Below are 22,589 nucleotides of genomic sequence, written 5' to 3'. Positions count from 1 at the left end.
CACTTCCTCGTTCTGTCAGGCTCCCGCTGCACAGGCTTGCGCTCATGCGGGGAGGGAATACCCCAGCAGGGCGTGGGCCTCGGCCTGCAGCGCCCGGTGATCGGGCGTGATGGCCCAGTGCCGCAGCGCCCTGCCACGGGCGTCATCGAGCCGGGTCACCGGCCACAGCCCCTGCACCGAATTGCCGAGCCACAGCGCCTCGACACCGTCCAGCACCTCGGGGCCCATCCCGACCTCCTGGACCGGCAGCCGGGCCAGCAACGCCTCGCGCAGGGTCCCCGCCACGCCACAGCGATCGAGTCGCGGGGTTTCCAGCCGCCCCTCGCGTTGCCAGAAGAGGTTCATGCAGGTGGCTTCCACCAGCTGCCCTTCGCTGTCGCAGAGCAGCCCCTCCGCGGTATCGGCATCCGACCACTCGGCCCGGGCCAGGACGTTCTCCAGGCGATTGAGATGCTTGAGGCCGGCGAGGGCCGGCTGGATGCCGAGCCTCAGGCGACAGTGACGCACCCGCACGCCCGTCTCCCAGCGCCCGGCGGCCGGGGCGAAGGGGAGGACCTGCCAGCGTAACCGCGGCTCGGGCTCCGCCGGCGGCAGATACCCCCGGCCGCCACTGCCCCGGGTCAGGATCAACTTGAGCACCGCCAGTCCCTGTCCGGCATCGGCCAGCGGGCGCTCCAGCTCGCCCCGGGCCGGCAGGGGAATACCGAGGACCCGACAACCGCGCGCGAGCCGGGCCAGGTGCTCGGCCCAGAGCCGAGGCTCGCCGTCGCGCAGCAGCACGGTCTCGAACAGCCCGTCGCCATAGGCCGGACCACGGTCATCCAGCGGCCAGCCGCTCGGGGTCCCGGAAGCGTCCATCACACCTTCGAAAAGACCAGGGTCCCGTTGGTGCCGCCGAAGCCGAAGGAGTTGGACAGCGCCACCTCGATCTTCATCTCGCGAGCGGCGTGCGGCACATAGTCGAGGTTACAGCCCTCCTGGGGGTTGTCCAGGTTGATCGTCGGCGGCGCCACCTGGTCGCGGATCGCCAGCACGCTGAACACCGCCTCCACCGCCCCGGCGGCACCGAGCAGGTGGCCGATCATCGATTTGGTGGAGCTGACCGCCACGGACCTGGCGGCCTCGCCCATCACCCGCTCCACGGCACGACTCTCGGCCAGGTCGCCGGCCGGCGTCGAGGTACCATGGGCGTTGATGTAGTCGACCACCGCCGGATCGAGACCGGCATCGTGAATGGCGTGGCTCATGGCCATGGCCGCACCGCTGCCGTCCTCGGGCGGCAGCGTCATGTGATAGGCGTCGTCGCTCATGCCGAAACCGACCAACTCGGCATAGATGGTCGCACCACGGGCCTTGGCGTGCTCGTAGGCTTCCAGCACCATGACACCGGCCCCGTCGGAGAGCACGAAGCCGTCACGATCGCGATCCCAGGGGCGGCTGGCCGCGGCCGGGTCATCGTTGCGCGTGGAGAGCGCCCGGGCCGCTGAGAAGCCACCGAGGCCCAGCGGCGTGGTGGCCATCTCGGCGCCACCGCAGACCATCACGTCGGCATCGCCATAGGCGATGGTCCGCGCGCTGTAGCCGATGTTGTGGGTACCGGTGGTACAGGCGGTGGTGATGGCGATATTGGGGCCACGGAAGCCGTGCTGGATCGCCAGGTTGCCCGAGATCATGTTGATGATCGAACCCGGCACGAAGAACGGCGAGATGCGCCGCGCCCCGCTCTTGAGCAGGGCATTATGGTTGTGCTCGATCATCGGCAGCCCACCGATGCCGGAGCCGATCGCCACCCCGATGCGACCGGCATTCTCCTCGGTGCACTCGATCCCGGAATCCGCGATCGCCTGGGCTCCGGCCGCCACGCCGTACTGGATGAACAGGTCCATCTTGCGGGCGTCCTTGGGATTGAGGTAGGGGCTGATGTCGAAGCCCTTCACCGAACCGCCGAAGCGCGTATTGAAGCCGTTGACATCGAAGTGCTCGATGGGGGCGATGCCGCTCTTGCCGGCCAGGATGCTGGTCCAGCTCTCCGCCACGGAATTCCCCACCGGCGTGACCAGACCGAGCCCGGTCACTACAACCCTTCTACGGGCCATCAGCTTTCCTCCAGACAAACTTGGTGACACGACCCCGATAACCAGGGGCCGACATTGCGCGCATTATACCCGAGTCTCCCTGCCCTGTGCCGCCATGACAAGACTTCAAAGAGGCGCGAAATACGGATACGCGAAAGCCGCCCTGACCAGGGCGGCTTTCGTGGGAGGCCGTGCCTCCGGCGCGTCAGCAAGCGGTGTCGACCGCCACCGTCTTACTGGTGGGCGTTGACGTAGTCGATGGCTTCCTGGACGGTGGTAATCTTCTCGGCTTCCTCGTCGGGAATTTCGGTGTCGAACTCCTCTTCGAGCGCCATGACCAGCTCGACGGTATCCAGGGAATCGGCCCCCAGATCCTCGGTGAAGGAAGAGGAGTTCTGAATATCTTCTTCCTTGACGTTCAGGCGCTCGGCCACAACCTTCTTCACGCGCTCTTCAATGGTGCTCATTATGACGTACTCCAGTCGTTCACGTTAGCCGTTCTGATAACCAGCCGCTTCAAAACCGCAAGCCAAAAGCTGCGGGGTAGTTTATAGACGCCCTCGGGCCGGCGCAACCGCCGAACCCCGCGGTCGTCAACGCATGTTCATGCCGCCATTCACATGCAGGGTCTCGCCGGTGATATAGCCCGCCGTCTCGCCGGTGAGGAAGCCCACCGCCGCGGCGATCTCCTCCGGCTGACCCAGCCGGGAAAGCGGAATCTGTTTCAGAAGCATCTCGTGCTGCGCCTCGGGCAGCGCCTCGGTCATGTCGGTGGCGATGAAGCCCGGTGCCACCGAATTGACGGTAATGGCGCGTGACGCCACTTCGCGGGCCAGCGCCCGGGTGAAGCCCTCCATGCCGGCCTTGGCCGCAGCATAGTTGGTCTGCCCGAGGTTGCCCATGGTGGCCACCACCGAGCTGATGCAGACGATGCGCCCGAAGCGGGCCCGGGTCATGCCACGCAGGCATGCCTTGCTGACGCGATAGACCGACTTGAGGTTGGTGTCGATCACCGAGTCCCACTCGTCTTCCTTCATGCGCATCAGCAGATTGTCACGGGTGATGCCGGCATTGTTGACCAGGATGGTCGGCACCCCGAACTCCTCACCGATCGCCTTGACCAGCGCATCGACGCTGGCCTGGTCGGTGACGTCCAGCTTGCGACCGGCTCCCTCGATGCCCTGGGCCTTGAGGTCGGCATCGATGCGCTCGGCACCGGCATCGCTGGTCGCGGTGCCGATCACGATGCGGCCCTGGCGGCCCAGCTCGTGGGCGATGGCCCGGCCGATACCGCGGCTCGCGCCGGTGACCAGGGCAACTCTACGCTCGCTTGTCATGGTAATTCCGCCTTCGTCCTGAATTGAGGTGGCGTCAGCCATCGGCTGACGGCGACTGGCCGGCCACGCCCCGAGCCAGCTCCAGGGCAGCGTCCAGGCTGTCGGGATCGTTGACCGCCAGCCCCTTGCTGCCCCGTGCAATCCGCTTGCCGAGGCCGGTCAGCACCTTGCCCGGCCCGCACTCGATGAACACCTGGGCGCCGCGCTCGGCCATGGCCTCGACGCAGGCGGTCCAGCGCACCGGCCGATAGAGCTGCTCGAGCAGTCGTGTGCGCAGGGTGTCCACATCGGCATGAGCCTGGGCATCGACATTCTGGATCACCGTGTAGCGCGGCGCGCGCAGCTCGATCTCGTCCATGGCCGCGGCCAGGCGCTCGGCGGCCGGACGCATCAGGGCACAGTGGGACGGGACCGAGACCGGCAGCGGCATGGCGCGCTTGGCCCCGGCCTCCTGGCACGCCGCGATGGCCCGCTCCACGGCCGCCTTCGCACCGGCGATCACCACCTGCCCCGGGGCATTGTAGTTGACCGCCGAGACCACATCACCCTGGGCGGCGTCGGCACAGGCCTGCTCCACCACGGCATCGTCGAGGCCGAGGATCGCCGCCATGGCACCCTCTCCCACCGGCACCGCCTGCTGCATCGCCTCGCCGCGCAGCTTGACCAGGCGCACCCCCTGGGCGAAGGGCAAGGCACCGGCACAGACCATGGCGCTGTACTCGCCCAGGCTGTGGCCGGCCATGGCGCCGGGGCGCGGCCCCTCCAGCTCCTGCCAGACCCGCCAGATCGCCACGCTGGCGCTGAGCAACGCCGGCTGGGTGCAGGCGGTGGCATTGAGAGCCTCCTCCGGCCCCTCCTGAACCACCTGCCAGAGGTCGTAACCCAGGGCGTCAGCGGCTTCTTCGAAGGTGGTCCGCACCACGCTGTAGCGTTCCGCCAGCTCCTGCAGCATGCCGATCTGCTGGGAACCCTGCCCGGGGAACACGAGGGCAAGGGGTTGAGTCATGTCTTTCACCTTTGCTCTTGTTGGCTTTCATCGCCACCGGCCGAGCCCGGCTCGTCCGGTGCGAAGGTCATGGATCGACTGTCGGCTCGACCGGCACCGCCGATCGACGCGAAAGCAGACCGTCGCTGGCCGAGCTCGGCCGCGAGTCGAGTGGGCAGGTCGCGATTCACCTCCTGCACCGCCCTGGCCACCGCATAGTGGAAGCCGGCGGCATCGACACTGCCGTGGCTCTTGACCACGATGCCGGCCAGGCCGAGCAGGCTGGCGCCGTTGTAGCGTACCGGGTTCAGCTCGTTCTTCAGGCGCCGGAGCGTCGGTCGCGCCAGGGCACCCACCAGGCGACTGCTCCAGTGGGCGTCGAAGGCGACCTGCACCCGCTCGACCAGCATCCGCGCCAGCCCCTCGCTGGCCTTGAGCACCGCATTGCCGACGAAGCCGTCGCACACTACCACATCGGCGCCACCGCTGAAGACGCCGTCGCCCTCCACGAAACCGCAGTAGGCGATGGCCGGCATCCGCCGCAGCCGGGCGTCGGCCTCGCGCACGCTGGCGGTGCCCTTGGTGCCCTCGACCCCGACGTTGAGCAGTGCCACCCGGGGGGCAACCACGCCATCCACGTGGCGCGACATCACCTCACCCATCAGGGCGAAATCCACCAACCGCTCGGCGGAGGCCTCGACATTGGCCCCCAGGTCGAGCAGGTAGCAACGCCCCTCGTCACGGGTGGGGATGGCGGTACTGATGGCCGGCCGCGGGATTCCCGCCACCGTGCCCAGGGCGCGCCGGGCCAGGGCCATCAGCGCCCCGGTATTGCCGGCGCTGACTCCGGCCGAGGCCTCGCCGCTGGCGACGCAGTCGAGCATCCTCGCCATGCTGGTATCGCGACCATGGCGCAGGGCATCGGATGGCCGCTGGGCCTGGCCGATGACCGAGTCGGCATCTGCGACGTCCAGACGCGAACCCGCCGCGGCGAGCTGCCGCGGCAGGCGAGAGATCTCGTCTTGCAACTGCCGGCGGGGGCCGAATAGCCGGATCTCGAGGCGGGGGTCCTGGATGGCAGCACTGGCCGCCCCCTGCACGGTGGCACGGGGACCGAGGTCACCGCCCATCGCGTCGATGGCAATCAGCACGTCAGCGGCCAGCTGTCACCGAGGGAGTCGTCGTCGCCTCAGGCGTCGACGACCTTGCGCCCCCGGTAGAAACCGTCCGGCGCCACGTGGTGGCGCAGGTGGGTGGTGCCGGTTTCCTTGTCCTGGGCCAGGGCCGGGGCACTGAGGGCGTCGTGGCTGCGACGCATGCCGCGCTTGGAACGGGTCTTGCGGTTCTGTTGAACTGCCATGGGATGTCACTCCAGAGTGCAATCGATGATGAATCAGTGTTTGCCCTTGAGGCGCTTGAGCACCTCGAACGGACTCGCAGCGGGCTCGCGTGCCGCCTCGGCATCCGCCCCGCTGGTCAGCTGGTCGCGAGAGACCTCACAGTCGGCCTCGTCGTGGTAAACCACCTGAGGCAGGCTGAGGATCAGTTCATCCTCGACCACCGTCAGCAGGCTCAGCTGTTCGTTTTCCACCAGCACCGGCTCGTGGGTGCTCGGCAGCTCGGCCGCCAGGGCGTCGCTTGTGACCATGCCCAGCAGGAACTCGCTCTCGACGCGCTGCGCCAGGGGCGAGAGGCAGCGTCGGCACGGCAACCGCAGCTCGGCCTCGAGGCGACCACGGATCACCCGCCGCCCCTGGGCGTCGATGCCGAAGTCGAGCCAGACGCGGCAGTCGCCGGCCTGGGCCCCGACCTCGTCGGTGAGGCGTGCGAAGCCATCGAGGGCCATCAGCCCCTCGAGGTGCTCGGCGCGGGCGGCGAGCTTGTAGGGCTCGACCCTGCTGGGAAGTCGTGTGGTCAACATAGGCGCGCAATGATAGGCACTCGCCCAGCCCCTGTCAAAGCTACCGTCACCAGGCATTACAATGGGTCACCATCATTCCTCCACTGCCCGGGAGTACGGCCATGCCCCGCCTCGTTCTCGCCTCAGGTTCCCGCTGGCGTCGCCAGCTGCTCGACCGCCTGGAAATCCCCTACGCCTGGGCCAGCCCCGACATCGACGAGACCCCACAGCCGGGCGAGTCGCCCGAGGCACTAGTGCACCGGCTGGCCCTGGCCAAGGCCAGCCGCCTGGCCGACGACTGGCCGGACCACCTGATCATCGGCTCCGACCAGGTGGCGGTCTTCGAGGGCGAGATCCTCGGCAAGCCGGGCGACGAGGCCACGGCTCGGGCCAACCTGACGCGCTTCTCGGGCAAGCGGGTACGCTTTGTCACCGGCCTGGCGCTGGTCGATACCGGCCGTGGCCAGCACCGGGTCTGCCACGAGCGCTACGAGGTGGTGTTCCGCGCACTGAGCGAGGGCGAGATCGCCCGCTATGTGGAGCGGGAACGCCCCCTGGACAGCGCCGGCAGCTTCCGCATGGAGGGGCTGGGCATCGCCCTCTTCGAGAAGCTCGAGGGGGACGACCCCAACACCCTGATCGGCCTGCCGCTGATCCGCCTCTGCGCCCTGCTGCGCGAGGCGGGGCTGGATCCGCTGAGGTAGTGCCAACCAAGTGAGCGGTGCCGGGGACAGGCCGAAGCGGAGGTCCTTTTCCAGGGATGGAAAAGATAGCGCCCAGGGTTCACAGCGCCTCCGCGCAGGCCTGTCGCCGGGAAAGCCGCGACTCCAGGCTCCAGGCGCTCGGTGCTTCAGGGCAGCTGATAGCGCAGCGGCGACTGGCCAGTGGGCTCGCCCAGCCATTCCATGGCGACCCGGCCGAACCGCCGCGAGATACGCTCGAAGGGGTCCAGGCGCGGCGTGTAGTCGCGGACCCGCGGCTCGGGCAGTCGCTCCCGGGCCAGGCCGTCGAGGCTGCCGATGGTATCGACCAACCCCAGTTCGAGGGCCTGCTCGCCACTCCATATCAGGCCGCTGAAGAGCCGCTCGTCATCGGCCAGGCGGTCGCCGCGCCCCTGGCGCACGTCGTCGATGAACTGGCGATGGGTGGTCTCCAGCACCGACTGCCAGAAGGCACGCTGCTCCGGCGCCACCGACGAGAAGGGGTCGAGGAAGGCCTTGTTCTCCCCGGCGGCATAGACCCGGCGCTCGATGCCCAGCCGCTCGATGGCCTCCTCGAAGCCGAAACTGGCGGAGATCACGCCGATCGAGCCGACCAGGCTGGCGGGCGCGGCGATCACCTCGTCCGCCGCCGCGGCGATGTAATAGGCGCCGCTGGCCCCGATATCCTCGATCACCGCGACGATCGGCTTATCGCCCTCGTCGCGCAGACGCATCACCTCATCGAAGATGCGCTGGGACTGCACCGGACTACCGCCGGGACTGTCGATGTGCAGCACCACGACGGCGGCACCTTTGGCATCCCAGGCGCGGTTCAGCCCCTCGATGATGCGCTCGGCACTGGCCGGTGACTCGCTGTCGATCGCCCCCTTCACCTTGACCACGCCGAGGTGCGGCCCCGCCGGCGCCCCGGGGCTCGGGGCCCCGAAGATCCCGTAGAGGGTGGCGGCCAGCGATGCCAGGATCAGCAGCGCGAAAAAGCAGCGGAAGAACAGCTTCCAGCGCCGGGAGCGGCGCTGCTCCACCAGCACCCCGCCGATCCAGCGGTCCATCATCTCCAACTGGGCCAGGCGCTGGCGCTCGCGCAGCGTCTCGGCATCCTCGGCCGGCGGCGCAGGCGGCGCCTCGCGCTGCTGTCGCACCTCTCGGGCCTCGTCTGGATTCAGCTCGGGCCCATGGGTCCAGCGGTCGTTTCGCTTGTCGTCGCTCATGATCACCCTATCCTTGAAGTGCTGGAAACGCTAGCCGAGAAGCCAGTCGAAGAGCTCGGGGGCCGCCTCGGCGGTAAACACCGGGCGACTGGCGGCCAACCGCGCCGGGGCATGGACGCCATAGGTCACCGCCACCCGGTCCATGCCCAGGGTCCGGGCCATCTCCAGATCGTACTCGGTATCGCCGATCATCACCGCCTCGCCGACATCGACGCCGAGCTCGGCGAGGAGTTCCTCGAGCATCCGCGGATGGGGCTTGGAGCGCGTCTCGTCGGCGGTACGACTGGCATGGAACCAGCGCCCGCTACCGCTCTCGCGGAACACCCGGTCGAGCCCCCGGCGGCTCTTGCCGGTGGCCACCGCCAGGCGCTGACCGGTGGTGCCGTACAGCCGGGCCAGCCCCGCCTCCACGCCGGGAAAGAAGCGCATGGGCGTGGTGTCGCCCTCGACGAAATGGAAGGCGTAGCGGCTCCGCAGCAGCTCGGCGCGCCCGGCATCGATGCCGGGGCAGAGGGTGACGATCGCCTCGGGCAGCCCCAGGCCAATGATGTTGCGAACGCTCTCGGGACTCAGCTCGCCCCAGCCGGCATCCCGGGCCGCCGCCTGCATGCAGGAGACGATGCGGGCGGCGGAATCCATCAGGGTGCCATCCCAGTCGAAGATCGCCAGTCGATAACGCATGAGGCCTCCCGGTCAGGACGCTCGGCGGGCCCGGGCGAGCACCGCCTCGAGCTCGTCGGGCAAGGGGGCCCTGATCTGCACCGGACGCCCACTGGTGGGCTCGGGGAAGGTCAGGGTGGCGGCATGCAGGAACAGCCGTGACAGGCCGAGGCCGGCGGCGTGCCGCTCGCCCTCGCGCGAGCCGTACTTGTCGTCGCCCAGCAGCGGGTGGCCGGCGTGGGCGGCATGCACACGGATCTGGTGGGTCCGCCCGGTGACCGGCTCGGCCTCGACCAGAGTGGCCTTCTCGAAGGCCTCGCGCACCGCGAAGCGGGTGCGGGCCACCTTGCCGGCGGAATCGACACGCACCCGGCGCTCGCCGTTGCCCAGTTCGAAACGCTCCAGGCGGGCCGCGACGAAGTCACGCCGTGCCGGCCAGCGGCCGGCCACCAGCGCGAGGTACTGCTTGTCCATCCGGTGCTGCTTGAGCGACTCGTTGAGGGCGAGCAGCGCCGGGCGCGACTTGGCCAGCAACAGGCAGCCCGAGGTGTCGCGATCCAGGCGGTGGACCAGCTCGAGGAAGTCGAGGTCCTCGCGCACCTGGCGCAGTGCCTCGATCAGGCCGATCTTCACCCCGCTGCCGCCGTGCACGGCGAGCCCCGCCGGCTTGTTGATCACCAGCCAGTCGCGCCCCTCCACCAGGACGCTGCCGGCGAGCAGGTTGCGCAGGTTGTCGCTGACCTCGCGCACTGCCTCGCGCGGGGTCAGCTTGAGCGGCGGAATGCGCACCATGTCGCCCGGCGCCAGGCGGGTGTCGGCCTTGACGCGTTTCTTGTTCACCCGCACCTCGCCCTTGCGGACGATGCGATAGATGAGCGCGCGCGGCACGCCCTTGATGCGCGTCATCAGGAAATTGTCGACCCGCTGGCCCGCCTGGCCCTCGGTCACTTCCACCCACTGCACGTCGCGCCCTTCGGCCATGCCGAGTCTCCACTGCCAACCTGCCGGAAAAGCCGCATTCTATCGCACCGGGCGTCGTCCTGCGCCAATTGCCGCTCCCTCCCCTTTACTGTTATATTGCTGGCTCGCCTCAATGGGTCCAATCGGCCCGATTGTGCGCCTGCACGACAGACACGCAGGCCGGAGCGAAAAGATCAGGCCGCGACGACGCCCGCTACCATGACGTCCCGCCGCCGAGCAGCGAAAGCAAGAAACGAGAAAGCGATACTCACGCCACGCCCGAATCCCCGTTTGCCCCGCTGTCATGGGGCGGACGCAGGCCACGGGAAACGTTCAACATCGTGCCGGAGGCCGGCGTTGGCGAATCGATGAATGCCAGGTGTTGGCGGTGACCGCAGGGCCGGATGGGTGATTCCCCACCGAGACATGTCCTGCCTCCGCCCCGTACTCAACATGGTCATGCCGTGCTGGAAGCGTTGAACACGCCTCGTTCCGACACGGCCGGGCGCTACTGCGCATCCGCGACATGCGCTGAGCACAAGCACGCAGCACCCAGAGGTTCGCCTACGTCGACGACCGCCATCCGGCGCGCCAAGACTAGCGAGACACTATGAAACGGATGCTCATCAATGCGACCCAGCCCGAAGAGCTGCGCGTCGCACTGGTCGATGGTCAGCGCCTCTACGACCTGGACATCGAGTCCGGTGCCCGGGAACAGAAGAAAGCCAACATCTATCGCGGCAAGATCACCCGCGTCGAACCCTCCCTCGAAGCCGCCTTCGTCGACTTCGGTGCCGACCGCCATGGCTTCCTGCCGCTGAAGGAGATCTCCCGCGAGTACTTCGTCAAGGAGCCTGCCGGCCGCCCCAGCATCAAGGAGGTCCTCAAGGAGGGCCAGGAAGTCATCGTCCAGGTCGACAAGGAGGAGCGCGGCAACAAGGGGGCGGCACTCACCACCTTCATCAGCCTGGCCGGCCGCTTCCTGGTACTGATGCCCAACAATCCCAAGGCCGGCGGCATCTCCCGGCGCATCGAGGGCGAAGAGCGCAGCCAGCTCAAGGACGCCATGGGCCAGCTCACGGTGCCCGACAAGATGGGCCTGATCGTGCGCACTGCCGGCATCGGCCGCTCCCCCGAGGAGCTGCAATGGGACCTGGACTACCTGGTCCAGGTTTGGGAATCGATCACCGCCGAGGCCGGCAAGCGCCCTGCCCCCTTCCTGATCTACCGCGAGTCCAACGTCATCATCCGCGCCATGCGCGACTACCTGCGCCAGGACATCGGCGAGGTGCTGATCGACAGCGAGCAGATCCATCAGGATGCCCTGGCCTTCATCCGCCAGGTGATGCCCTCCTACCAGCAGAAGATCAAGCTCTACGTCGACGAGGTGCCGCTGTTCTCGCGCTTCCAGATCGAGTCGCAGATCGAGACTGCCTACGAGCGCGAGGTCAAGCTCCCCTCCGGCGGCTCCATCGTCATCGACCACACCGAGGCGCTGGTCTCCATCGACATCAACTCGGCCCGGGCCACTCGCGGCAGCGACATCGAGGAGACCGCCCTGCAGACCAACCTGGAGGCGGCCGACGAGATCGCGCGCCAGCTGCGCCTGCGCGACATCGGCGGCCTGGTGGTGATCGACTTCATCGACATGAGTCCGGCGCGCAACCAGCGCGAGGTCGAGAACCGCATGCGCGACGCGCTCAAGCTCGACCGCGCCCGGGTGCAGATCGGCCGCATCTCCCGCTTCGGGCTGATGGAGATGTCCCGCCAGCGCCTGCGCCCCTCGCTGGGCGAGACCAGCGGCGTGGTCTGCCCGCGCTGCGTCGGCCAGGGCACCATCCGCGACGTGCGCTCCCTGGCCCTCTCGATCATGCGCCTGATCGAGGAAGAGGCGATGAAGGAGCGCAGCGCCCAGATCCGCGCCATCCTGCCGGTGCCGGTGGCCACCTACCTGCTCAACGAGAAGCGTAACGTGCTGGCCGACATCGAGCGTCGCCAGGGCGTCCGCGTGGTGCTGCTGCCCAGCCCCGAGATGGACACGCCACACTATGACGTCCAGCGCCTGCGTGACGACCATGTCGACGAGGAGGGTACCGCCACCCTGTCCAGCTTCGAGCTCTCCACCGACACCGAGGTGGGCAAGGAGCCGGACGCCGCCTTCGGCAAGCCGGTGCAGCGTGCCGAGGCCGCGGTCAAGACCGTGATCCACCACGAGCCGGCACCCGCCTCCCTGCAGCAGGAAGAGGTACCGGCCACCGCCCCGGCTCCTACCGCCAAGGCGGCTCCTACCGCCAAGGCGGCTCCTACCGCCAAGGCGGCTCCTACCGCCAAGGCGGCTCCTCCCGCCCCCGAGCCCCAAGCCGGTGTGCTGGGTCGCCTGGTCAAGGGGCTGGCCAAGCTGCTCGGCAGCGAGGAAGCACCTGGCGGCGAGGCCGCGAAATCGCCGGCACGCGACAGCGACGAGAAGCGAGCCGGCCATGGTACCCGCAAGCCCGTCCCGCGCGACGAGGAGCGCAGCGATCGCGGAGGCCGCGGCGGTCGACAGCGCCGCCCGCGCAGCGACGAACGCCGCAGCGACGAGCGCCGCTCCCCCCGCCAGGAGAGTGAGCGTGTCGAGGGCAAGGCCGAGACCACCGAGGGCCGTGGCGGACGCGGCGGCCGTGGACGCGGCCGCCAGGACAGCGACCGCCAGGGTCGGGGGCCGCAGCAGGAGGCCGCCAAGCCTCGCGAGGAGGCTCCCCGGCGCCAGAAGGGTGGCGACAAGCCCGCCGAAAAACCGGCCGAGAAGCCCGTCGAAAAGAGCGCCGAGAAGCCGGCGGAGCCCATGGACGACGGCAAGCCCAAGCGCACCCGCAACAATCCGCGCAACCGGAGTCGCCAGCACGCCATCAACCCCAAGGCCGAAGCCGAGCAGAAGCGCCTGCAGGCCGAGGCCACCGAAGCGCCGGCAGCGACCGACGCGGATGGCGCCCAGCCCCCTCGAGGCGAGGTAAAGGCGGAAGCTGCCAAGGCCGAGACGCCGAAGCCGCAGGCCAAGCCGACCGAGAAGGCCGAGGCCCCGAAGCCCGAGGCCAGGCCGACCGAGCAGGCCGAGGCCCCGAAGCCCGAGGCCAGGCCGACCGCGAAGGCCGAGGCCCCGAAGCCCGAGGCCAAGCCGACCGAGCAGGCCGAAGCACCCAAGCAGCCGCAGGCCAAGCAGCCAGAGGCCAAGCCGACCGAGCGGGCCGAGGCACCCAAGCCCGAGGCCAAGCCGACCGAGAAGGCCGAGGCCCCGAAGCCCGAGGCCAGGCCGACCGAGCGGGCCGAGGCACCCAAACCCGAGGCCAAGCCGACCGCGAAGGCCGAGGCCCCGAAGCCCGAGGCCAAGCCGACCGAGCAGGCCGAGGCACCCAAGCAGCCGCAGGCCAAGCAGCCAGAGGCCAAGCCGACCGAGCGGGCCGAGGCACCCAAGCAGCCGCAGGCCAAGCCGACCGAGCGGGCCGAGGCGCCCAAGCAGCCGCAGGCCAAGTCGACCGAGCAGGCCGAGGCGCCCAAGCAGCCGCAGGCCAAGCCGACCGAGCGGGCCGAGGCGCCCAAGCCCGAGGCCAAGCCAACCGAGCAGGCCGAGGCCCCGAAGCCCGAAGCCAAGCCGGCCGAGGCACCCAAGCCCAGAGCCAGGCCAACCGAGCAGGCCGAGGCACCCAAGCCCGAAGCCAAGCCGACCGAGAAGGCCGCCGAAGCGGAGGCATCGCTGCCCTCCAGCCGCCGTCGCCGTCGCGCTCACAACGACCCGCGGGAGATCCGCCGTCGTGAGCAGGAGGCCAAGGCCAGGGAAAGCAAGCAGGGCTGAACCGTGCCCGCCCCCAACGACGACGCCCGCGCAGATGCGCGGGCGTCGTCGTTCTGGCGTCCTGCGGGACGAGGCTCAGGCGGTCGCCCTGCTCTCCCCCGCCAGGCGTGGTTCCCGTTCCAGGGCGACCCCGAACCGCTCCTCGACCCGATCGGCCACGGCATCGGCGAAGGCCAGCAGTTCGGCCGCGCTGCCGCCCCCGAAGTGCACCAGCACCAGCGCCTGGCGCCGATGGACGCCGAAGTGCCCTCGGCACCAGCCCTTGAGCCCACAGCGGTCGATCAGCCAGCCGGCCGCCAGCTTCACCCGACCATCGGGCTGGGGAAAGTGCGGCAGCCCAGGGTGGTCGGCCAGTAATCGCCGGGCCGTCCCGGCATCCACCAGCGGATTCTTGAAGAAGCTGCCGGCATTGCCCAGCGTCAGGGGATCGGGCAGCTTCTCGCGGCGTATCGCACAGACCGCCTCGGCCACCGCCAGCGGCGTCGGCTCGGGGCCGACCCGTGCCGCCAGATCACCGTAGCCGAGCCGGGGACGCGGGGTACGCGACAACCGCAACACCAGCCGGGTGATCGCCACTCGGCCATCCAGGGTGCCCTTGAAGATGCTGTCGCGATAGCCGAAGGCGCAGTCCGCGGCCGTGAATACCGCCTCGCGGCCGTCGTCGAGGTGGACGAGATGCACGGCCTCGAGCACCTCGCAAAGCTCCGCGCCGTAGGCGCCGATGTTCTGGATCGGCGCGGCACCGCAATGACCGGGGATCAGCGCCAGGTTCTCGGTACCCCAGAGGCCTCGCTCGGCCAGGGCCATTACCAGTTCATGCCAGACCACGCCGGCCTCGGCATGCACCAGGACCTCGTCCCCCTGCTCCTCCAGCCACCAGGCGGCCATCGCCGGCTGCACCACCAGCCCCGGGAGCCGCTCGGGCAGGATCAGGTTGCTGCCGCCGCCCAGCAGCGTCAACGGCCAGCCCTCCCGCTCGGCCAGCGCCAGGGTGGCGCGCAACTCTACCGGGTCCCGGGGAGCGGCGAAGCGCTCGGCCACACAGGGAAGGCCCAGGGTATTGGCCCGGCCGAGGTCGTGCGCGACGAGCGGTCTCGGGCTCAAGGTGAACGCTCCAGACGGGACTCGAGCTCCTCGAGCAGTCCGCGGGAGGCCGCCTCGATCAGGTCCAGCACCTCCTCGAAGCCACCCTCGCCGCCGAAGTAGGGGTCCGGCACCGCCCGATCGTGATGCCCGGCGAACGCCAGGAAGAGCCCGACTTGGGCCTCGCAGTCGGCGGGGCGCCGGGCTTCGATGGCCGCCAGGTTGTCGTGATCCATGGCCAGCAGGTAGTCGAAGCGGGCGAAGTCCTCGTCGGCGAGCTGGCGAGCCCGCAGCGCCGAGAGGTCGATGCCGCGCCGCGCCGCCGCCTCCCGGGCCCGCGGGTCCGGCGCCTTGCCCACATGCCAGGGGCCGATGCCGCAGGAGTCCACCTCCACCCGGCCGGCCAGTCCACGCTCCTCGAGCAGGCGGCGGAACACCCCCTCGGCGGTGGGCGATCGGCAGATGTTGCCCAGACAGACGAACAGCACCCGCATCACTCCTCTCCTCCGCTCTCGTTACCGGCACTCATCAGCGCGCGAACCCGCGTCAGGTCCGCCTCGGTATCCACCCCGGCAGGATGGGGCACCCGCGCCAGTGCCACCTGGATGGCGTGGCCGTGGTGCAGGGCACGCAACTGCTCGAGCTGTTCGAGCCGCTCGAGCGATGACGGTGGCCAGTCACGGTAGTCGGCGAGAAAGCCCGCCCGGTAGGCGTAGATCCCGATATGGCGCAGCCAGGCATCGGTCTCGAGCAGCTCGGGACGCGTGGCGAAGGCCTCGCGGTCCCAGGGGATGGGCGCCCGGGAGAAGTAGAGGGCACGACCGGAGAGCGCGCGCACCACCTTCACCACATTGGGATTGAACAGCGTCTCGACCTCCGCGATCGGCTCGGCCAGGGTGGCGATGGTGGCCCCGGGATCGTCGAACAGCCGGGCGGCTACCTGGTCGATCAACGCCGGCGGAATCAGCGGCTCGTCGCCCTGGACATTGACCAGCACCGCGTCGTCGGCCAGTCCCAGGCGCTCGGCCACCTCGGCCAGGCGATCGGTGCCCGAGGGGTGGTCGGCACGCGTCAGCAGCACCTCGGCATCGAACGGTGCCAGGGCCGCGCGGATGCGCTCGTCGTCGGTGGCCACCACGACCCGGCCGGCGGCACTCTCGCAGGCACGCTGCCAGACATGGGCCACCATGGGCATGCCGTTGATCTCCGCCAGCGGCTTGCCCGGCAGCCGCGACGAGGCATGCCGCGCCGGGATCACCGCGATGAACTCCTTCATGCCGATGCTCCCATCACGCCTCACCCTTGCGTCCGGGTGACTCATGGAGCTTCTCGTCGACGTCCAGGGCCCGCGCCTCCTCGGGCAGCATCACGGGGATACCGTCACGCACCGGGTAGGCCAGGCCGTCGAAGAGGCAATGCAGCTCCTCGGCCTCCCGGCGATACTTGAGCTTGCCCTTGCACAGCGGGCAGACCAGCATGGCCAGCAGTTCCTTGTCCATCTCTCGCACCTCCCACTTGGATTGCCCCGGGTCGTGTGACTCCCGGGATCAATAGCCTGCTTCGCCCCGGGATACCGTCCGGGGCGATCGAAACGTCTCGAGCCGCGCCTCGAGCCAGGCCACGAAGCCGGCATCGGGGCGCGCCTCCACCTCCAGCACCCAGCTGCCGGTGGGCGCCAGGTCTCGACACTTGGTCGCATCCTTGGCGGTCATCACCACCGGGAGACCGTCGTCGAACACCAGGTCCTCGACACGGAACTCATGGTGATCGGCGAAGGGATGGAGCATCGCCTCGACTCCAAGCCCTTCCAGGGTGGCGAGGAAGCGGCCCGGATTACCGATCCCGGCGACGGCGTGCACCGGCCCGGCGAAGGGCAAGGGCACCACCGGGCGGCGCTCGCCATCCGCCGGGGACCGCCAGCCGGCCGGCACCAGCGCCATGCCATGGGCGCCCTCGGGCGGCACGAAGGCGGGGTCTCCGTTGATCACCACCCCATCGACGCCCTGGAGGCGCGACAGGGGCTCGCGCAGCGGTCCCGCCGGCAGGCAGCGGCCATTGCCGAACCCCCGGCGGCCGTCGACCACCACCAGCTCCAGGTCGCGCCCCAGTGCCAGGTGCTGCAGGCCATCGTCACTGATCAGGATATCGCATCCCGCCTCGAGCAGCCGCCCGGCCCCCCGTGGCCGGTTCGGGTCCACCACCAGCGGCAGCCCCGTCTGGTCGAACAGCATGCGCGGCTCGTCGCCGCTCTCGGCCACCGGAGTCGTGCCTTCCACCCATAGCGGGTAGCCGGCCGCCTTGCCGCCATAGCCCCGGGAGACGATGCCGGGACGCCAGCCGCGCTCGACGAGAAAGTGCGCCAGCCAGGCGACCAGCGGTGACTTGCCGGTGCCGCCCAGGGTGATGTTGCCGACCACGATCACCGGCACCGGCGCTCGCCATACGGGCTTGCCGCCGGTGGCGTAGGCCGCGGCACGGCGAGCGACTGCTCGGCGGTAGAGCGCCTCCAGCGGGCGCAGGGCACAGAGCCAGGCATCGCCCCGGTAGGCCGCCTCGAGCCAGCGTTCGCCCAGGCTCATCGCTACAGGGCCTCCTGGAACTGCAACCGGTGCAGGGCCGCATAGGCCCCCTCCCGGGTCAGCAGCTCGGCATGGCTACCCTGCTCGATGATCTCGCCCTGTTCCATCACCAGGATGCGGTCGGCCCGTTCGATGGTCGACAGGCGGTGCGCGATGACGAAGGTGGTGCGCCCGCGGCACACTTCCTCCAGCGCCGCCTGGATATGGCGCTCGGACTCGGTATCCAGCGCCGAGGTGGCCTCGTCGAGGATCAGCAGGGGCGCATCCTTGAAGATCGCCCGGGCGATGGCCAGGCGCTGACGCTGACCGCCGGAGAGCATCACGCCGTTGTCGCCCACCACGGTGGCGTAGCCCTCGGTCAAGCGCTCGATGAACTCGTGGGCGTGGGCGGCCCGGGCGGCGGCCTCGACGGCCGCGGGGTCGGCGTCGGGCACCCCGTAGGCGATGTTGTCGGCGATGCTGGTGTTGAACAGGGTCACCTGCTGCGAGACCAGGGCGATCTGGCGACGCAGCGGCGTCAGCCGGTAGTCGTCGAGGGGGATGCCGTCGATCACCACCCGCCCGGCGGTCGGCCGGTAGAAGCGCGGCAGCAGGCCGACCAGCGTCGACTTGCCGCTGCCGGAGCGGCCGACGATGGCCACCATCTCGCCCGGCGCCACCTCGAGATCGATCCCCTTGAGGACCTCGGGCTGGCCCTCACCGTAGGCGAAACGCACGCCCTCGAAGGCCACGTGCCCCGCGAGACGGCCGGGGTCGTGCTCGCCCTCGTCCCGCTCGGGCGGCTCCTCGAGCAGGCCGAACAGCTCGCTGGCGGCGGCGATGCCCTTCTGGATCTCGCTGTTGATCTCGGTGAGCTGGCGCACCGGCTTGGCCATCAATGAAGCCGCGGTGACGAAGGCGACGAACTCGCCGGGGGTCATGTCGGCCATCAGGCCCGGGGCCAGGGCCAGCCACACCAGCAACGCCAGCGACAGCGCCACCAGCAGCTGGATCACCGGGGTGCTGATCGCCTTGGTCAGCGCCTCCTTCATGCTCTGCTGGCGGTTGTATTCGCTGGCCGCGGCGAAGCGCGCCTTCTCGAAGGCTTCGGCGCCGTGGGTGCGGACCACCCGATAACCCGAGAGCGCTTCGGAGGCGACATGGGTGACATCGCCCATGGACGCCTGGATACGGCTCGAGATGCGCCGGAAGCGCTTGCTGGCGTAGCTGACCACCCCGCCGATCAGCGGCGTCACCGCCAGGAACAGCAGGGTCAGCATCCAGTTGGTCCACAGCAGGTAGCCGATCAGCCCGAGGACGAAGAGCCCTTCGCGCAGCAGGATGGTGATCGCCTTGGTGGCCGCCCCGGTGACCTGCTCGACATGGTAGGTGACCCGGGAGATCAGGTGGCCGCTGGAGTGGGTGTCGAAGAAACGCCCGGGGAGGTGCAGCATGTGGTTGAAGACGTTGCAGCGCAGCGCATGCACGATATTGCGCGCCACGTTGCTCATGAAATAGGTGCCGAGGAAGGTGCCGAGGCCCCGGGCGGCGAACATGCCCACCACGAACAGCGGCAGGAACAGCCGGAAGGCGGCATCCGGGTCCTGGATGCCGTCGATCAGCCGCTTCATCATCTCCGCCAGGGCGGTACTGGAGGCGGCATAGATGACATAGCCGACGATCGCCAGCAGGAAGGAGCGCCAGTGCGGCCTGACGTAGCCCAGCAGCTGCTTGTAGAGGGTCCAGCCCGAATATTGGGTCCCGTAGAGAATCACGGTGTCTCCGCTTGTGTGGATGAAGCCTCGGTGGTGGCGATGCGCACCTGGCGGATACCGAGGGCACCGGCCTGGTCCAGGGCCCGGACCACGGCGGAGTGGCTGGCCCGGCCATCGGCCTCCAGCACCAGGCCGTGGCGGCGGGCCTGCTCGGCCTCGGCGGCCAGCGCCTCGCCCAGCCCGGAGGCGGCAAGCTCCCGATCGCCGAGGCGATAGCCGCCCGCCGCCGTGACCACCAGGGTTACCGGCGAGACCTCGGCCGCCACGCCGCTGACGCTCTCGGGCAGTTCCAGCTCGAGCGCCTGGCGCGTCTCGAAGGTCGTCGAGACCATGAAGAAGATCAGCAGCAGGAAGACCACGTCGATCAGCGGCGTGAGATTCACCTCCACCGGATCGCGCCGGGTGCGCGGAAACCTCACGACGGCTTCACCCTCGGGGCGATGCGCCCGTCGGCTTCCAGGCGTTCGCCATCCCGCTCGCCCTCATGGCGTTCGGCCAGGGTCAGTTCGCCGGGGTAATGGGCGAGGAACTCCACCACCTGGCCGGCCTGCTCCTCCATGCGCACGGTGATGTCCTCGACCCGGCGCTGGAAGTAGCGGTGAAACATCAGCGCCGGAATCGCCACCGTGAGGCCCGCCGCCGTAGTGACCAGGGCCCGGGAGATGCCACCGGCCAGGTCGGCGGTGCGGCTGGCGCCATCGCCGGCGACGATCACCGAGAACACTTCGATCATGCCCACCACGGTACCCAGCAGGCCGATCAGCGGGGTAATGGCGGCGATGGTGCCGAGCGGGCTCAGGAAGCGCTCCATGTCATGGATCACCGCGGTGGCGGCCTCCTGCAACCTCGACCGCACCTGCTCGTGACCGAGGCGCGCGTTGCGCAGCCCCGCGGCCAGGACCCCTCCCAGCGGCGAGTGACTCTCCAGCCAGTAGAGGTTGACCTGGCCCCGGGCCACCAGCGAGCAGACCTCTTGCCCCAGCCCCAGCGGCGCGATGCGACTCGCCCGCAGCGTCCACAACCGCTCGATGATGATCACCGTGGCCAGCAGGGAGCAGCCGAGCAACGGCAGCATCAGCCAGCCCCCGGCGATCAGGGCCTCCATCATGTCCATGCCGTCCCCCTCAAGAGCCCTGGAATCACACACTTTTCATTCGGGCGATTCTAACGCAAGGCAGTCGCCTCCGACACCGCTGCGCCGCCAGGCCGCCGGGCGCTCGCTCACCACGTCGCCGAAGGCGGCCTCGCCCAGCCAGAGGGTCACGGCGCCGTCGTGGGCGGTGCTCCACAGGCAGCTACCGGTGCGGCGAAAGCGCCGGACCACCGCGTCATCGGGATGACCGAAGGGGTTGTCACGCCCGGCGCTGAAGATGGCGTGGCGCGGCGACAGGGTCTGCACCAGCTGGGGGCCGGAGCTGGTGCGGCTGCCGTGGTGGCCGGCGACCAGCACCGTCACCGGCCTGCGGGCCTCGAGCAGCCAGGCCCGCTCCACCTCGCGCCCCACGTCACCGGTGATCAACAGGCGATGATCGCCGGCCGTGACCTCGAGCACGCAGGAGCGGTCGTTGCTGGAGAGCTCGCCGGTCTCGGCCGGCGGCCAGAGGAAACGGAAGCGCACCCCGTCACGCTCCCAGGCCTCGCCCGCGCGGCAGGGGACGGCGGGCACGCCGACCGCCTCCCCGGCCGGGGCCAGGAAGCGAGACACCTCATGCTCGGCGGCCAGCAGCGGCACGCCACCGGCGTGGTCGAGATCGGCGTGGCTGACGATGACGTCATCGAAACGCTGGCCCGGCGGCCACAGCGAGGCCAGCGGGGCAAAGCCCGAGGCGAAGCGCGGCCCGGCATCGTAGAGCAGCCGATAGTTGGCGGTACTCAGCTCGACGAGCTGGCCCTGCCCCACATCGTGCACCCTGGCCCGCAGCTGGCCAGGCGCCGACGACTCCGACGTCAGGGTCAGCGGCACCAGGGCCAGCAACAGGCTGGCCACCAGGCGCAGCGACCGGGCCAGGCCGGGGAGCGCCCAGAGCAGCGCCACCATGCCCGATGCCAGGCCCAACGGCGTCACCAGTGCCGGGTCGGGCAGCCATAGCGGCAGCCAGGTCACCGCCAGGTCGAGCAGCCAGGCGAGCCCCTCCGCCAGTTCGCCGAACAGCCACCAGCAGAGGCGCGAGAGCGGCGGCAGCCAGGCCAGCAGCCAGCCGAGCAGCCCCAGGGGCACCAGCAGGCTGCTGACCAGCGGCACGGCGACCAGGTTGACCAGTGGTGCGGCCGGAGCCAGGCGGGCGAAGGCCAGCAACACGGCGGCCGCCATCAGCGGCGCCAGCAACAGCTGGGAGCGTACCAGCGCCCAGAGCCAGCCACGCACGCCCCGGGGCCTGGGTCGCCCCTGCCAGATCAGGATGAGCAGCGCCACGGCGGCGAACGAAAGCCACAGCCCCGGGCGCCAGGCGGAGCGGGGATCGAGCAGCAGCACCAGTCCCAGCGCCAGCCACCAGGCTTGCCAGGGGCCGGGCGCATGGCGGCCGCTGGCCACCCAGAGCCCCACCAGGGTCATCACCATGGCCCGCAGGGCCGGCGGCTCGAGACCGGCCAGCCAGGCATAGCCCACCGCCGCGGCCCCGGCCAGCCACCAGGGCCAGACGGCCAGGCGCCAGTTCCCCGGCGCAACCAGGCGAGCCGTACCGCGGGCCATCCCCAGGACGAAGGCCGCCACCAGGCCGACATGCAGGCCCGAGATCACCATCAGGTGGGTGGTGCCGCTGGCATTGAGCAGCTCCCAGTCGGCCTGCTGCAGTCGCTCGCTGGCCCCCAGGGTCAGGGCCGCCAGCCAGCGCGACGCCCGGGGCTCCAGCGCCCGGGCGTCGAGAAACTCCAGCGCCCGGCGACGCGGCGCGGGTCCTGCCGCCTCGAGCCGCCGCGCAGCGGGCTCGCGGCGCACATAGCCGGTGGCCTGGATACCCTCGCGCCACAGCCAGGCACGGTAGTCGAAGGTATGGGGGTTGGCGAAGCCCGTCGGCGGTCGCAGGCGTACCGTGACGGCCCAGCGCTCGCCGGGCTGTATCGCCGGGGCGTCGAAGGCGCTGAGTCGCAGACGGCGCAGGTCGTCGCAGGGCAGCCGGTTGGTGGCGAGAGGTGCACAGGAGTCGACGGCGACCACCAGCCGCGTCAACCGCTCCTCCCGGGCCACCGACAGCACCCGGGCGTCCACGGCGAGGTCCTCACGGGTCAGGCCGGCCGGCAGCTCGGCGCCCCGCGCCAGCAGCAGGGCGATGGCGACACCGGTCATCGCCACCACCGGCAGCAGCACTGCCAGGCGGCGACGGGCCATGGCCAGCAGCAGCGCCAGCCCCAGCGCCTCCGCCAGGCCCGCCGGTGCCTGGTGCCCCAACAGCACGCCACCGACGGCGGCGAGCGCCAGGGGGATGGCCAGTCCGAAAGGCATTCCCTTGCTCCTGCATCGACTGCCGCCGGAGAGCGGATGACGGCAGCGCCCTGCC

At 69.9% G+C, this 22,589-nt stretch carries 22 protein-coding genes; 2 read left to right on the top strand and 20 right to left on the bottom strand.

Going from position 1 to position 22,589, the window contains the following annotated elements:
* Positions 1–42: 42 nt before the first annotated feature.
* The 8 genes from pabC to MKP05_RS00985 form a co-directional block, all read right to left on the bottom strand.
* Positions 43–858, bottom strand: coding sequence for an aminodeoxychorismate lyase (gene pabC, locus MKP05_RS01020; RefSeq protein ID WP_240566656.1), 816 nt, complete (start codon positions 856–858; stop codon positions 43–45).
* A complete protein-coding gene (fabF, locus tag MKP05_RS01015; RefSeq protein ID WP_240566655.1) occupies positions 858–2,096 on the bottom strand; it encodes a beta-ketoacyl-ACP synthase II in 1,239 nt (412 codons plus the stop codon). Before fabF ends, pabC begins: the two co-directional genes overlap by 1 nt.
* 212 nt (positions 2,097–2,308) lie before the next feature.
* Complete coding sequence (acpP, locus tag MKP05_RS01010) at positions 2,309–2,542, bottom strand: acyl carrier protein (protein WP_008956801.1); 234 nt, start codon at positions 2,540–2,542, stop codon at positions 2,309–2,311.
* A 126-nt stretch (positions 2,543–2,668) separates the two neighbouring features.
* A complete protein-coding gene (fabG, locus tag MKP05_RS01005; protein WP_110281796.1) occupies positions 2,669–3,412 on the bottom strand; it encodes a 3-oxoacyl-ACP reductase FabG in 744 nt (247 codons plus the stop codon).
* A 34-nt stretch (positions 3,413–3,446) separates the two neighbouring features.
* Positions 3,447–4,418 (bottom strand): ACP S-malonyltransferase, encoded by a 972-nt coding sequence (gene fabD, locus MKP05_RS01000; protein ID WP_110281797.1) that lies wholly within the window; start codon positions 4,416–4,418, stop codon positions 3,447–3,449.
* Positions 4,419–4,423: 5 nt separating this feature from the next.
* Entirely contained in the window at positions 4,424–5,548 is a 1,125-nt protein-coding gene (gene plsX, locus MKP05_RS00995) for a phosphate acyltransferase PlsX (protein WP_240566654.1), read from the bottom strand.
* A 38-nt stretch (positions 5,549–5,586) separates the two neighbouring features.
* The gene (gene rpmF / locus MKP05_RS00990; protein ID WP_102629173.1) at positions 5,587–5,757 is read right to left on the bottom strand and encodes a 50S ribosomal protein L32; all 171 of its coding nucleotides are present in this window, start codon (positions 5,755–5,757) and stop codon (positions 5,587–5,589) included.
* Positions 5,758–5,790: 33 nt separating this feature from the next.
* Positions 5,791–6,318 carry a YceD family protein gene (locus tag MKP05_RS00985; RefSeq protein WP_240566653.1) on the bottom strand — a complete coding sequence of 176 codons (528 nt, stop codon included), beginning with the start codon at positions 6,316–6,318 and terminating at the stop codon, positions 5,791–5,793.
* A gap of 101 nt (positions 6,319–6,419) precedes the next feature.
* Between MKP05_RS00985 and MKP05_RS00980 the strand changes: the two genes are divergently transcribed.
* Complete coding sequence (locus MKP05_RS00980) at positions 6,420–7,001, top strand: Maf family protein (RefSeq protein WP_240566652.1); 582 nt, start codon at positions 6,420–6,422, stop codon at positions 6,999–7,001.
* 146 nt (positions 7,002–7,147) lie between these two features.
* Here the strand turns inward: MKP05_RS00980 and sppA are convergent, their stop codons facing one another.
* From sppA to MKP05_RS00965, 3 genes are read right to left on the bottom strand one after another with little or no spacing between them, the layout of a single operon-like run.
* Complete coding sequence (gene sppA, locus MKP05_RS00975; protein WP_240566651.1) at positions 7,148–8,227, bottom strand: signal peptide peptidase SppA; 1,080 nt, start codon at positions 8,225–8,227, stop codon at positions 7,148–7,150.
* Between the two features lie 30 nt (positions 8,228–8,257).
* Positions 8,258–8,908, bottom strand: a complete 651-nt coding sequence (locus MKP05_RS00970) for an HAD-IA family hydrolase (RefSeq protein ID WP_240566650.1) — start codon at positions 8,906–8,908, stop codon at positions 8,258–8,260.
* A gap of 12 nt (positions 8,909–8,920) precedes the next feature.
* Positions 8,921–9,868, bottom strand: a complete 948-nt coding sequence (locus MKP05_RS00965; RefSeq protein WP_240566649.1) for an RluA family pseudouridine synthase — start codon at positions 9,866–9,868, stop codon at positions 8,921–8,923.
* A gap of 589 nt (positions 9,869–10,457) precedes the next feature.
* Here MKP05_RS00965 and rne point away from each other — a divergent pair.
* On the top strand, positions 10,458–13,676 hold the full coding sequence (gene rne, locus MKP05_RS00960; RefSeq protein ID WP_240566648.1) for a ribonuclease E: 3,219 nt from the start codon (positions 10,458–10,460) through the stop codon (positions 13,674–13,676).
* 75 nt (positions 13,677–13,751) lie between these two features.
* On the opposite strand, the gene murB is transcribed toward rne, so the two are convergent.
* The 9 genes from murB to MKP05_RS00915 are packed head-to-tail and all read right to left on the bottom strand — an operon-like array spanning position 13,752 to position 22,534.
* Entirely contained in the window at positions 13,752–14,780 is a 1,029-nt protein-coding gene (gene murB / locus MKP05_RS00955; RefSeq protein ID WP_240566647.1) for a UDP-N-acetylmuramate dehydrogenase, read from the bottom strand.
* Positions 14,777–15,253, bottom strand: coding sequence for a low molecular weight protein-tyrosine-phosphatase (locus MKP05_RS00950; protein ID WP_110281806.1), 477 nt, complete (start codon positions 15,251–15,253; stop codon positions 14,777–14,779). Before MKP05_RS00950 ends, murB begins: the two co-directional genes overlap by 4 nt.
* Positions 15,253–16,035, bottom strand: a complete 783-nt coding sequence (gene kdsB, locus MKP05_RS00945) for a 3-deoxy-manno-octulosonate cytidylyltransferase (RefSeq protein WP_110282785.1) — start codon at positions 16,033–16,035, stop codon at positions 15,253–15,255. Before kdsB ends, MKP05_RS00950 begins: the two co-directional genes overlap by 1 nt.
* Positions 16,036–16,048: 13 nt before the next feature.
* The gene (locus MKP05_RS00940) at positions 16,049–16,258 is read right to left on the bottom strand and encodes a Trm112 family protein (RefSeq protein ID WP_110281807.1); all 210 of its coding nucleotides are present in this window, start codon (positions 16,256–16,258) and stop codon (positions 16,049–16,051) included.
* A gap of 48 nt (positions 16,259–16,306) precedes the next feature.
* Entirely contained in the window at positions 16,307–17,338 is a 1,032-nt protein-coding gene (gene lpxK / locus MKP05_RS00935) for a tetraacyldisaccharide 4'-kinase (RefSeq protein WP_240566646.1), read from the bottom strand.
* 2 nt (positions 17,339–17,340) lie between these two features.
* Positions 17,341–19,092: a lipid A export permease/ATP-binding protein MsbA gene (gene msbA, locus MKP05_RS00930; RefSeq protein ID WP_240566645.1), complete on the bottom strand. Its 1,752-nt coding sequence runs from the start codon at positions 19,090–19,092 to the stop codon at positions 17,341–17,343.
* A complete protein-coding gene (locus MKP05_RS00925; RefSeq protein WP_240566644.1) occupies positions 19,089–19,511 on the bottom strand; it encodes an ExbD/TolR family protein in 423 nt (140 codons plus the stop codon). Before MKP05_RS00925 ends, msbA begins: the two co-directional genes overlap by 4 nt.
* Positions 19,508–20,206: a MotA/TolQ/ExbB proton channel family protein gene (locus MKP05_RS00920; RefSeq protein ID WP_181421933.1), complete on the bottom strand. Its 699-nt coding sequence runs from the start codon at positions 20,204–20,206 to the stop codon at positions 19,508–19,510. Before MKP05_RS00920 ends, MKP05_RS00925 begins: the two co-directional genes overlap by 4 nt.
* Before the next feature lie 36 nt (positions 20,207–20,242).
* On the bottom strand, positions 20,243–22,534 hold the full coding sequence (locus tag MKP05_RS00915; protein ID WP_240566643.1) for a DNA internalization-related competence protein ComEC/Rec2: 2,292 nt from the start codon (positions 22,532–22,534) through the stop codon (positions 20,243–20,245).
* Positions 22,535–22,589 lie beyond the last annotated feature (55 nt).

Origin of the sequence: Halomonas flagellata (assembly GCF_022487945.1) — a bacterium.
In the GTDB taxonomy this organism is placed as follows: domain Bacteria; phylum Pseudomonadota; class Gammaproteobacteria; order Pseudomonadales; family Halomonadaceae; genus Halomonas; species Halomonas flagellata.
This window is presented reverse-complemented; position numbering and strand designations above follow the sequence as displayed.